The following is a 12,275-nucleotide window of genomic DNA, read 5'->3' as shown; positions in this document are numbered from 1 at the left end:
ATCAGTGCCTGCAGTACCGACCGGCTCCCACCCCGGCGGTTAGGTAACAGATTGGGACAACGAATAGCCCCGGATATTCGTCTAATCCAACCGTTATCGGAGATTGCCATGCAACGACTGCTCCTGATATGCATCCCTGCCCTTGTTACCGGCTGTGGTGACAAACAGGTCGACATTCCCCCACCCGATTCCCGCCCGGCTAAATTGATGACAGTGACTGTCAGCGGTGAAGCTCAAACAAGAACATTTCCTGCGGTTGTCGCCGCAGATGACAGTGCCGTGCTGACTTTCAGAGTCCCAGGTCAACTGCAGCAACTGGCAGTCAGAGCTGGCGCTGCAGTAGAAACCGGACAGGTATTGGCTGCACTGGACCCTCAGGAACTCAAACTTGAACTGGCTCAGGCCCAGGCAAACTATGAGCTGGCCAAGGTCCAATACGAACGAATGTCGGGACTGAGAAAGGATTTTGTGGTCTCTGAGCAGGACTTTGAAGAAGCCGAGTCAGCACTTAACGAAGCCATTGCCAACCGGGATTTGGCCAAAGCCAATCTTGGCTATGCCACTCTGCATGCTCCTTATCGGGGCACCATCTCTTTACGCCACAAAGAGAACTACGAATATGTGCAGGCCAACGAGCCGGTCATGAATATCCAAACCAACGATATTGTGAATGTGACTTTTCAGTTTCCGGAGCGCCTGCTCAGCCAGTTGGATCAGGAAGAAGAAAAGGAAGAGAACGTGGCCATGGTAGTGTTCGATACCTATCCGGACCAGCAGTTTCAGGCCTCCCTGAAGCAAAAAGATACCGAGGCTGACCCCAAAACAGGCAGCTATAAAATCACCCTGACACTGAAACGCCCCGAAAATATCAATGTGCTCCCCGGTATGTCCACCACAGTCATAGTGCCTATCAATCAATCCGTCAGTTCCAGTATTCCTGACTCAGCCCTGCTCAGCGAACAGGATGGCAGTCATTATGTCTGGAAACTGGATGCCGACAACAGAGTACAAAAAACCAAAGTTGCTGTTGAGCAGGGGCAGCTGCTTGAGGGCCTGAGCGACGGTGACATTATCGTGATGACAGGCGTAGACAGCCTGAAACCGGGTGACAAGGTCACCCCCTGGGTTAAGGAGCGTGGATTATGATGAACCCGGTAACCAAGCCAGCAGGCCTGCTGCTCACCGCCCTCGCTCTCACCGCCTGTAACCCACAGACTCAGGATAAGGAGCGTCAGCCGCCATTGGTAAAAGTAGAGCCAGTGCAGCAGATAACCGCATCACCCAGAATGCAGTTTCCGGCCGTGGCCGCAGCCGCAGACAGATCTGAGCTCTCGTTTCGAGTAGCAGGTGAGGTGGTGGAAGTCAGCGTCAAGCCAGGCCAACAGGTGGTCAAAGGTCAGCAACTGGCCAGACTGGATGCCACCGATTATCAACTGGCCGTCGATGATGCCAAAGCCAGATATGAATTGGCTCAAAGTCAGTTTTCCAGAGCAGCCAAACTGGTTAAAACCGGTTCACTGGCCCAGTCGCAACTGGATGAGCTCAAAGCCCAGAGAGATATTGCCAAAGCCATTCTGGATCTCGCCCGACTGAGATTGAAGTTCACCATACTGAATGCCCCTTTTGACGGCATCATCTCCAAAGTGCCAATAGAAAAGTTCGAGATTACCGGCACTGGTCAGACGGTTATGAATATTCACAAGCTTTCCGACGTGGATATCCGTATCCAGGCGGCGGATATCCTGTATGTGAAACACAGTGATCGTCAGGCGGTTGAGACCACGCAATCCATAGACCCCAGAGTAAGACTCACTACCGGCGAAGAGTATCCCCTGACACTGAAGGAGTTTACCGCCGAGCCGGATCCCTCCTCCGGCGCTTTTATGGTGACACTGACCATGCCTATGCCCGAAGACAGACTGATACTGGACGGCATGAGCGTGAACGTGAATGTCAGTGGTGAAGGGCTGGCGGCGTACAGCGCTGGTGCCGTTGAAATACCGGTAGAGGCGGTATTTAACCAGGATGGCGACTCACTGGATGCTTCTGAGAAGTATGTGTGGGTGGTAGGAGATGATAAGCGGGTGAGTAAACGCCGCATCGTCACCGAGAAATTCATGCCTCAGTCCATAAGAGTACTGGACGGCCTGTCAGCCGGTGAGCTGTTGGTCACAACGGGAGTCAACAAGCTGGTTGACGGTCAATTGGTAAGAGTTAATGGCGGGGACCAATAATATGCAACAGAACATCGCCGGTTATTTTATCAATAACAAAGTGATCAGCTGGATGCTGACGCTCATTTTTTTGGTCGGTGGCATTATCTCTTTTCTTGGCTTGGGCAGGCTGGAAGACCCAACCTTTACCATCAAAGACGTAATGATAGTGACATCCTACCCAGGGGCCACTCCTCAACAAGTAGAAGAGGAAGTGACTTACCCACTGGAAAAAGCGGTCCAACAACTGGTCTATGTAGACAAGGTCACCTCAATTTCCAGCCGGGGTTTGTCTCAGATTACCGTGTCGATGAAGAACAACTATGGCCCGGACGATCTGCCCCAAATCAAGGATGAAATGCGCCGCAAGGTGAATGATATCCAGGGCAACCTGCCGCCGGGTGTACAAACCCCGCTGGTGATCGATGACTTCGGTGATGTCTATGGTGTTCTGCTGGCGGTGACCGGCAAAGGTTACGCCTACTCAGAGCTGAAAGATTATGTGGATTACCTGCGCAGGGAGCTGGAACTGGTTGAAGGCGTCGGCAAGGTGCAGGTTTCCGGCATCCAGCAGGAACAGGTGTTTGTTGAAGTGTCCATGCAGCGACTCAGCAGCCTGGGGATCTCTTTGCAAACATTGTTTCAGTTAATCCAGACCCAGAACACAGTTAACAGCGCCGGAGCGATCCGGATTGGCGATGAGTATATTCGTATCCAAACCACAGGGGAGTTCCAATCCGCCCAGGAACTGGGGGACTTGATCATCAATGACACAGGAGCAGAAGGACTTATCTATCTGCGCGATGTCGCCGACATACGCACCGACTACCAGGAAGTCCCCACCAATCTGCTTTCCTACAACAATCAACTGGCACTGAATCTGGGGGTCTCCTTCACCAACGGCGTCAATGTGGTCGAGGTGGGCGAAAGAGTTGACCGCCGCCTGGAGGAGCTGAGGGAATATCAGCCCATAGGCATAGATATAGGCCGGGTGTACAACCAACCGGCCGAGGTTGACGGTTCAGTACAGGGCTTTGTGGTCAGTCTGGCTCAGGCCGTAGGCATTGTGATTGTGGTGCTGCTGCTGTTTATGGGGCTGAGATCCGGCTTGCTGATTGGTCTGATACTGCTGCTCACTGTGCTGGGTACCTTTATCTTTATGAAGTATCTGGCGATTGATCTTCAGCGTATATCCCTGGGCGCCCTGGTTATTGCGCTGGGGATGTTGGTGGATAACGCCATCGTGGTGGTTGAGGGGATTCTGGTGGGTCTCAAGAAGGGTAAGACCCGGGTGCAGGCGGCGTCGGAGATTGTCACCCAAACCAAGTGGCCACTGCTTGGTGCAACGGTTATTGCTGTCTCTGCATTCGCCCCCATCGGCTTGTCTGACGATGCCACAGGTGAGTATTGCGGCACCTTGTTCAGTGTCTTGCTGATCTCCCTGATGCTCAGCTGGTTTACCGCTATCACTCTGACACCATTTTTTGCCAATCTGTTTTTCAAAGAGGAAGACAACCCGGAAGAAGCGGGCAATGCCGATCCTTACAATGGCGTTCTGTTTACTCTGTACCGTGGTTTTCTTGAATTCTGCATGCGAAAAACCCTGCTCACCTGTGTGGTATTGATTGCCGCGCTGGGCGCATCTGTATGGGGCTTCGGTATGGTTAAACAAGCCTTTTTCCCCTCCTCAACTACGCCTATGTTTATGGTTGATATCTGGATGCCGGAAGGAACCGATATTCATGCAACGGCAGATAAACTGGCGCAGCTTGAGGCCTGGGCACTGGAGCAGGACGGCATTGAATATGCCACCACGAGTACAGGTAAAGGTAATCAGCGATTTATGCTGACCTACTCTCCCGAAAAAAGCTATGGCGCCTACGGAGAGTTGATTGTACGGACAGACAGTTATGAGTCTGTGTTGCCGGCGATTGAAAAAATCCGCGATGAAATTGAGTCCAATCACCCGGGTGTGCAGTACAAGCTTAAACGTGTCGAGCTGGGCCCCTCTTCAGGGTCGAAAATTGAAGCCAGAATTATTGGTTCAGAGCCACAGGTACTGCGCTCAATTGCCGCCCAGATATCAGACATACTCAAAGCCGATGCTGATGCCGTCAATATTCGCCACGACTGGCGGGAGCGCACCAAGGTTATCGCGCCACAATTTAATGAGAGCCAGGCGCGCCGCTACGGCATCACCAAGCAGGATGTGGACAATCTGCTGGAGATGGCGTTTTCCGGCAGAACAGTTGGTCTGTACCGTGATGGTACCCTGCTGATGCCCATTGTCGCGGCGCTGCCGGATGATGAAAGGGTCGATGTGAATACCATAGAAGGCATTAAGATCTGGAGTCCCTCCATGCAGCAATATATCCCTTTGCAGCAGGTCACCATGGGATACACGACAGAGTGGGAAGACCCGATTATCGTCCGTCAAAACCGCAAACGGGTGCTGACAGTATCGGCAGATCCGGACCCGCTTGGTGAAGAGACAGCAGCAGGGTTGCAGGCCAGAGTACAACCCCTGATTGAGCAAATTAACTTGCCCAAAGGCTATGAGCTGGAATGGGGTGGCGAATATGAGTCATCCGGCGATGCACAGGCTTCACTGTTTGCCTCCCTGCCCCTGGGCTATCTGTTTATGTTCCTGATCACTGTGCTGCTGTTTAATTCACTGAAAGACTCTATCGTCGTCTGGCTGACTGTGCCTATGGCCATCATAGGGGTCACCGCTGGTCTGCTAGCACTGGATACCCCATTCGGCTTTATGGCATTGCTGGGCTTCCTCAGCCTGACAGGGATGCTGATTAAAAACGGCATAGTACTGGTGGATCAAATCAATCTGGAGTTGGAGCTTGGTAAGGGTACTTATCAGGCGATTGTCGATGCTGCTGTCAGCAGGGTAAGGCCGGTATGTATGGCGGCGGTAACCACAATTCTTGGGCTTATCCCCCTGCTGCCGGATGTGTTCTTCCGCCCCATGGCAGTAACCATTATGTTTGGTCTGGGTTTTGCCACTGTGCTGACACTGATTGTGGTTCCTGTGTTCTACAAGATCTTCTATCGGGTCAAAGTACCGGGATAATTGACCTGTGTTACGGAGATGCCAGTAGGTACTTTCAGTGAAAGTACCTATCCAAAACAACCTGAGAACTGAGTAACCAAAGCGATCCATGTCGTTCGGGGATCAAGGTATCTGACTCCAGGGATGGAGGAAATGTGGGGAAATTAAGGGGTAATTTCCGACCATATACAAAAAAACCGACTCTAGGTCGGTTTATGTTCTCCTTAAAAGGAAATAGTACCAGAGGTCGGAACGGTGGGACTGGCCTCCCAGCCGACACGCTTTTAAGAGCGGGCTGATAGTGTGAATAGTGAATCCCTGGATTCAAAATCCAATGATAAAAAACAAAAAAACCGACTCAAGGTCGGTTTATGTTCTCCTTAGAAGGAGATGGTACCAGAGGTCGGACTCGAACCGACACGCTTTTAAGGGCGGGGGATTTTGAATCCCCTGTGTCTACCAATTTCACCACTCTGGCATCAGATTGTCTGCAGTGTTTGGACTCACTTTGAATCCCCGTTCGAGCTTCGCTCTCACCTACCAATTTCACCACACTGGCATCAAATTTTACTATCTCGTGAGGAGCTTTCCTCAGAAGATGCTGGGCATTATACCTTTGGTTTCTTCTTTGACAAGCCTTTACCTTAGGTTTTGGTGGTCGCAGTTATTCAATCGCGCATTTTTCAACCCGAACATAATACGCCACTGAAACACACCCATAAGAACAACAAAACAAACCAGGCATTGATCAAGATCATTAACATAAATTAACAATCGTAATAGTCTGACACCAAAGGAATTGATTAGTGGAGTCTATTATGGCGTTTTGGCTGGATTTGATGTTTGGTAACCCCATTGGGCTGATGTCCATGATGGTAATCTTCAGCACCATAGGCATTGTTTCTTACATTACATGGATGTTTATCCAAAAGTCCGCACCACCAAAATCCTGATTTCTGCTGAAGGCCGCCAAAAGGCGGCCTTTATGATCCCTAGCGCCGACTCCTCAGGTACATCAGGCGGCATGTTTTCGGGGTTGAGCAATATGATTGATAAAGGTGGGCCTGGTCTTTATCAGGGCCTGCATCTCTTCTTGAGTCGGTTGCCCCGATGGTAATCGTAAAATCTGTCGATTCAGATAGCTGCGGGCCTTCATGGATATCTTGTACTCAGCAGTGGGACCATGAATGGCGTAGTGCTTTTCATTCCCCAGGCACTCCAGAATACCTGCATTAAGCAGACTTTTTACCGGCGTTTCATTCTGGGGCAGCGTCAGAATTGTGGCTCCCTGCAAAAAGAACTCTCTGAGCAAGGCCCTTTCTGACAGGTCCAACAGGCTGACCTTGTGTTCAATGTTCTCAATCAACCGCTTGTCGCTTAAATAGCGGATCCCCTCATCCAGAAAGACCCCCATCAGGCGGGCAATAAAATAGGCGATGCCGATTATCATGCCCAGACCGATAAAGTGGTTGTTGGCCGAAACCAAAGCATACAAACCCAGCCCCTGCAGCACAGACTCAGGCAGGAACAGCAAGGTGGCACAACAAATTACCAGCCAAAGCATGGAGTTAAACATCAGTTTGCGGCCACTGAATACAGGCAGCTCTGAGAAATTTGTCTTCAACATAGCAGTATCCAACTGTCAGAAAATTGAACAAAACACTTCCGGACAAAAACTCTGCAATATCCGCACCAAAGTGCACAAAGATTTATCAAGGATATCGCCGCTATCTACCTGTATGGCGACTATGCTTTATATACACAGATTAACGTGCTGGGATCTATGATCACCCTTTTCAAACAAATGCTTGAAAATCCAGATGCTCGCAGGCTGACTCAGTCAGTTTTATTGATCGTGATATTACTGACACTGCTGGTCACCCTGCTGCAAACAGGGCAAAAACACAGTGACCTGATATCGGCTCAGAATGCCAGAGTCGAGAGAGCCGTGACCCAAAGGCTGCCGACACTGTTCGATAACCTGTCCACAGGAGATGTGACTGCACTGCCAAGCCTTATCAAGAGCTGGCTGAGTGAACTGTCTGAGAGTGAAGAGCTTGAGTATGCCTCCCTGACGATGGGCAATAATCTCAGTTGGCAACATGGTGACCTGAACGGCACCCCCTCTGTGTCACTTAGCCTTGGCGACTCCAAGACCCTGCCCGCCGCCAAACTTCTGCTTCAACCCAATGGTAAGCTCCTGAGGCAAGAGCTGTGGCAGGCATTTTGGCAACAGTTGCTCTTCAATGGTCTGCTGTTATTACTGGCAGCCAGTGCTGGGCTTATCTGGTTATGGCGTAAAGTTTCTCCTCCGGCCAAGACCACAAAGGAGCCTGAAAAGGAACTCCCCAATCCTCTGGAGCTGCAACTTTCAGAACTGCAGAGCAAGCTTAAGCAAGTTGAAACTGAGCGGGATACCCTGCAAGCCAGAGAACAGAAGTATCAGGATAACCTGTCACTCAAAGACAAAGAGCACTCAAAAGAGCTGGAGCAATCCATGATGTTGCTTAATCGTGCTCAACAACTCATGGTTGAGCAGGAAAAGATGGCAGCATTGGGGGGACTGGTGTCAGGTCTCGCCCATGAGCTCAATACCCCTATTGGCGTCTGCCTCACCGCCTCCACTATGGTGAAGAACGAACTGGAGGAGTTGCACCTGCTGATAAACGGCGATGAACCCACCCTGGATGAGATCAACAGCATTATTGCTGACACCCAGCAAAGCTGCGAACTGGCAACCGGTAATATCATCAAGGCCAGCCAACTGGTGCAGAAATTTAAAACTGTGGCTGTGGCTCAACCTCAGGATAAGCAGCAGGATCTGAACTTGCTGCAGGCCGTAGAAGATCTCTACGACTCAACCCGGCTCATGTACAAGCCGAAAGAGGCCAATATCGAGATTAATATTGCCCCCAATCTTGAGATTGTCTGTAACCACAGCCTGCTCAGTCAGATAGTTGGCAACCTGCTCACCAATGCTTTCAGTCATGGCTTTACCAAAGATAAAGGCAACCGACTGCTGGTAAGCGCCACAATCGAAGATGAACAACTGAAGATTTCAGTGGAGGATAACGGCCCGGGTATCAGCAGTGACGTGGCCGAGCATATGTTCGAACCCTTCTACACCACCAGCCGGAGTAATGGTGCTACCGGGCTTGGATTGGCAGCGGCATACAACGCCACTACCCAGCTTCAGGGCACCATCTGGTTTAATCACCATACCAGTCTGGGCGGCGCAGGCTTTGTAGTGCAGTTCCCAGTGCAGTACCGCCTGGCAGGGGATATCGAACTCTATCAGTGCTAACAGAAAGCACTGAACCAACAAAAATCAGTCTTTGCGGGCTGACCAAGCAAAAAGGGCGATATTCCCGTGGAGTATCGCCCTTCATTTATCTGTTTGAGTTCTATTACTCAGCTTTAGCCAAATCGGCCAGTTTTTTCAGTACCCGGCTGACAGCCACAAAACCAAAACTGCCGGTGACCACAGTCACGGCACCAAAGCCCGATGAACAATCCATACGCATGGTGCCGCCCGCCTCAGGCTTGGCAGCACAAACCTGACCGTCTGCTGCGGGATAGGTTAACTGCTCGGTGGAAAACACGGCATCAATACCAAATCGACGGTCGACATTTTTGGAGAAGTTATACTCGCGGCGCAACAAGTTACGCACCTTAGCCAACAGAGGGTCCTGATAGGTTTTGGCCAGATCTGCTACCTGGATCTGAGTAGGATCCAGCTGACCACCGGCGCCACCAACTGTCACGATTCGCATCTTGTTGCGCTTACACCAGGCAATTAGAGCTGCCTTGGGTTTAACCGCGTCAATGCAGTCCACCACATAATCAATATCACCGCCCTGTTTGGCAGGCACAAAGTACTCGCCCAGGTTATCTGTGGTAATGAAGTCTTCAATCAGCTCAACCTGACATTCAGGGTTGATAGCCTTAATCCGCCCGGCCATCACCTCTACCTTGGACTGGCCAATGGTGTCAGCCAAAGCATGACTCTGGCGATTGGTATTGGTCACGCAGATATCATCCAGGTCAATCAGAGTAATCCGGCCGATACCGCTGCGTGCCAGCGCCTCGGCAACCCAGGTTCCCACGCCGCCAATACCGACAACCACTACATGGGAGCCATGGAATTTAGTGAGCCCTTGGGCACCATATAATCTGGCAATTCCGCCAAATCGATTCAAATAAGCTTCAGACAACATATTAAGGACAACCGTTCACAGGGGCTCAGGACTACAAAGGGCGTATTTTACCCAAATTCCATCATCCGCCAAACACGCCCATCGCGCGACACAGATCACACCAGCCAAAATGAAAATGCGACTCAGACAACCAAAGCCATCCGATCGAGTACAAAAAAACAGCAGTCAGAACAGCTAATTCTATGAAAACAATGAGCAATCGGATGAACCACAGTCCATCACCACCCTATAGATATTAACAATCACATATATAAGCCATTGTTTTTACTTAATCTACGAGAAATCCCGCAGCGCCAGCAAGCAACATTGAGTTAACACCCAGCTTGTTTTGCAAGTCCTTATATACACAGGTAAAAATCACCAGAAGTATGACCCAAGGCACAATTTTATAGGGCCAAAGCTGCAAAAATTGCCCCCGAAGTTGTAACAGACCGGAAGTCTGCACTACGACACTACCTGAATCAAAAACAACCCAAACGGAAGTTTTAGGGAGCAATACGAATGAAGAAGAGTTTTATTTCTGCGTCCATCGCCTCAGTACTGGCTATGGCTTCTGCCTCTGCACTGGCCGCAGGCCCAGATTTCTACGGTCGCCTGGATCTGGCTGTAACCAACGCTGACAACGGCACCACTACCATGAATGGTAAAGAAGGTACTGTTTTCGAAAACAACTTTTCCCACATCGGTGTAAAAGGCAGCGAAAAAATCGCTGACGGTTTCGACATCATTTACCAAATGGAATTCGGCGTAGATAACACCACTACTTCTGGCAAAACTTTCTCTGCCCGTAACACTTTCCTGGGTCTGAAAACCAATGCCGGTACCGTTCTGGTAGGTCGTAACGACCACGTATTCAAGCAAACTGAAGGCGGTGTTGACCTGTTCGGTAACACCAACGCCGACATCGATCGTCTGATCGTTGGTCAAGAGCGTGTTGCTGACGGTATCTGGTACTACTCTCCAAAGATCGCTGATCTGGTTACTCTGAACGCAACCTACCTGCTGAAAGACAACCAAACTGACACTGAAGAGCAGCAGTATGCACTGAGCGCGACTCTGGGTGACAAGAAGCTGAAAGCTCATAACTACTATGTAGCAGCTGCTTACATGGATGGTATTGCCAATGTTGAAGCTTACCGCGTTGTAGGTCAGGTTAAACTGGCTGATTTCAAACTGGGCGGTCTGTTCCAGAACACTGAAAGCAAAGAGTTCTCCAACATGGAAGGTAACAGCTACTTCGTTAACGCTGCTTACAACCTGAACGGTGTAAACCTGAAGGCTGAATACGGCAAAGACGAAGCTGGTCTGGGCAAATACTTCCAAAACTCTATCGGTAATGCAGCTGATCAAGCCACATTCTCTGACGTAAACGTACAGAGCATCACTGTTGGTGCTGATTACCGTCTGGCCAAGTCCACCCTGATCTATGGCCACTACGCCATGTACGAAGGCGACTACAAAATGGCTGGCGCTAAAGTAGATCTGAGCGACGACAACGTATTCACCGTTGGTGTTCGTTACGACTTCTAATCTGGCTTAAACCGGATACAACAAAGGCGCCTGATGGCGCCTTTGCTATTTCTGCCCTAAGTGTTAACCACCAACTATTTACGCACCAGTCGATAGACAGCCTCGTTTAACCAGGGCACCTCTTTCTTGATAAACCTTGGGTTATCCGCCAGCACATCGCGGCAGCACAACTGCTCAATTTCAAAATGCTCAGCCAGATGTTGCTCCACCCAGGCATCACTGACCGCAAATGGCGGGCCCTGTAGTGTCTCCTGCGGGTAATCCAGCGTCACCAACAAACCAGCTGTGCCGGGCTTAATCAACTCAGCCAGTTTTCTGGCATAACCATCACGCATCTCTTCCGGCCAGGCAATCAAGGCAGCCCTGTCGTAGAAGCCAGTACAATTGGCGGTTTGCTCTGCACGGAGGGCATAAATATCCCCCTGATAGATGCTGATCTCATCAAACTGATACAGCTTATGTACCCCGGCATCGGACACATTAACCGACAATTGCTGCTCATCAAAAAACTGAGACACTGCCAGTTCGCTCAGCTCGCAGCCAAGCACCTTATGGCCCTGCTCGGCCAAAAAAGTCATATCCAGAGATTTACCGCAGAGGGGAACAAAAATTTCAGAGCCGGGAGTCAAGGCCAGGGATGACCAATACTCAATCAGGAGGGGATTGACCGAATCCAGGTGAAAACCGATTTGCTGGGAGTCCCATTTACTGTGCCAGAATGCTGCGTCCATCAGAAGTTCCGAAAATTCTTAATGGACGCTACTCTACCCAATTCCGGGCAGGAAAAACACAGAAGCAGAGTTATTCACCCCGCAGTACTTCCTGAGCCTTACGCAGCCATAGGCAGTTTTCGCACTGACACTTACGTCGGCTCAAATGATAAGGCGTCAAGCTTGAGCGAATAAAGTCTTCGGCAATCAAAACCTGTTGTCTGAGCTCTTCTACCGACTTTTCTTCCACTGACACCAGCTCATCATTGTGGTTCATCCACACACATTCCATCCCCTGATGACAAAACAAACACTGATCATCGGTTGGGTTGTAAAAACCGGCATGGGGGCAATGACGCAACTCCATCGACTGAATAATGCGTTTGCGGGCGAATTCGTATAACTCTAATAATTGTGATTTTACCGGGGCTGTCATGTGCCCTCCTGTCTGCGTCTCTAACTCAATCAGGTTACAAAATCAACATAACCCACTGAGCATGCTGACTTACTTGATTTACATCAAAGGGCTTGTCGAATCTTT

10 protein-coding genes and 1 tRNA gene are annotated in these 12,275 nt (G+C 50.2%); 6 read left to right on the top strand and 5 right to left on the bottom strand.

Features of this window, described 5'->3' with window-relative positions:
* The first annotated feature begins 108 nt into the window (after positions 1-108).
* Genes ACFOE0_RS18425 through ACFOE0_RS18415 form a run of 3 tightly spaced genes read left to right on the top strand, consistent with a single transcriptional unit; the run spans position 109 to position 5,298 of the window.
* Entirely contained in the window at positions 109-1,146 is a 1,038-nt protein-coding gene (locus ACFOE0_RS18425) for an efflux RND transporter periplasmic adaptor subunit (protein ID WP_248934068.1), read from the top strand.
* Positions 1,143-2,234 (top strand): efflux RND transporter periplasmic adaptor subunit, encoded by a 1,092-nt coding sequence (locus ACFOE0_RS18420; RefSeq protein ID WP_248934067.1) that lies wholly within the window; start codon positions 1,143-1,145, stop codon positions 2,232-2,234. Before ACFOE0_RS18425 ends, ACFOE0_RS18420 begins: the two co-directional genes overlap by 4 nt.
* Before the next feature lies 1 nt (position 2,235).
* On the top strand, positions 2,236-5,298 hold the full coding sequence (locus tag ACFOE0_RS18415; protein ID WP_283106301.1) for an efflux RND transporter permease subunit: 3,063 nt from the start codon (positions 2,236-2,238) through the stop codon (positions 5,296-5,298).
* 370 nt (positions 5,299-5,668) lie between these two features.
* On the opposite strand, the gene ACFOE0_RS18410 is transcribed toward ACFOE0_RS18415, so the two are convergent.
* Positions 5,669-5,755: transfer RNA gene (locus ACFOE0_RS18410), tRNA-Leu, on the bottom strand.
* Positions 5,756-6,095: 340 nt separating this feature from the next.
* Here ACFOE0_RS18410 and ACFOE0_RS18405 point away from each other — a divergent pair.
* A complete protein-coding gene (locus tag ACFOE0_RS18405; protein ID WP_248934065.1) occupies positions 6,096-6,230 on the top strand; it encodes a DUF3149 domain-containing protein in 135 nt (44 codons plus the stop codon).
* A 62-nt stretch (positions 6,231-6,292) separates the two neighbouring features.
* Here ACFOE0_RS18405 and ACFOE0_RS18400 read toward each other — a convergent pair whose 3' ends face one another.
* Positions 6,293-6,904 (bottom strand): superinfection exclusion B family protein, encoded by a 612-nt coding sequence (locus ACFOE0_RS18400; RefSeq protein WP_115137333.1) that lies wholly within the window; start codon positions 6,902-6,904, stop codon positions 6,293-6,295.
* Positions 6,905-7,060: 156 nt separating this feature from the next.
* On the opposite strand from ACFOE0_RS18400, the gene ACFOE0_RS18395 reads away from it, so the two are divergent.
* The gene (locus ACFOE0_RS18395; RefSeq protein ID WP_248934064.1) at positions 7,061-8,581 is read left to right on the top strand and encodes a sensor histidine kinase; all 1,521 of its coding nucleotides are present in this window, start codon (positions 7,061-7,063) and stop codon (positions 8,579-8,581) included.
* Positions 8,582-8,684: 103 nt separating this feature from the next.
* Here the strand turns inward: ACFOE0_RS18395 and tcdA are convergent, their stop codons facing one another.
* Positions 8,685-9,491: a tRNA cyclic N6-threonylcarbamoyladenosine(37) synthase TcdA gene (gene tcdA, locus ACFOE0_RS18390; RefSeq protein ID WP_248934747.1), complete on the bottom strand. Its 807-nt coding sequence runs from the start codon at positions 9,489-9,491 to the stop codon at positions 8,685-8,687.
* Positions 9,492-9,995: 504 nt separating this feature from the next.
* On the opposite strand from tcdA, the gene ACFOE0_RS18385 reads away from it, so the two are divergent.
* Positions 9,996-11,024, top strand: coding sequence for a porin (locus ACFOE0_RS18385; protein ID WP_115137335.1), 1,029 nt, complete (start codon positions 9,996-9,998; stop codon positions 11,022-11,024).
* Positions 11,025-11,098: 74 nt separating this feature from the next.
* Here ACFOE0_RS18385 and ACFOE0_RS18380 read toward each other — a convergent pair whose 3' ends face one another.
* Complete coding sequence (locus tag ACFOE0_RS18380; protein ID WP_248934063.1) at positions 11,099-11,755, bottom strand: thiopurine S-methyltransferase; 657 nt, start codon at positions 11,753-11,755, stop codon at positions 11,099-11,101.
* A gap of 70 nt (positions 11,756-11,825) precedes the next feature.
* Entirely contained in the window at positions 11,826-12,170 is a 345-nt protein-coding gene (locus ACFOE0_RS18375; protein WP_115137337.1) for a hypothetical protein, read from the bottom strand.
* Positions 12,171-12,275: the final 105 nt, after the last annotated feature.

The sequence above is a fragment of the Shewanella submarina genome (assembly GCF_042646185.1).
Classification (GTDB): domain Bacteria; phylum Pseudomonadota; class Gammaproteobacteria; order Enterobacterales; family Shewanellaceae; genus Shewanella; species Shewanella corallii.
Note: the sequence above shows the minus strand (reverse complement) of the source record. Positions and strands in the feature narration are given on the sequence as shown.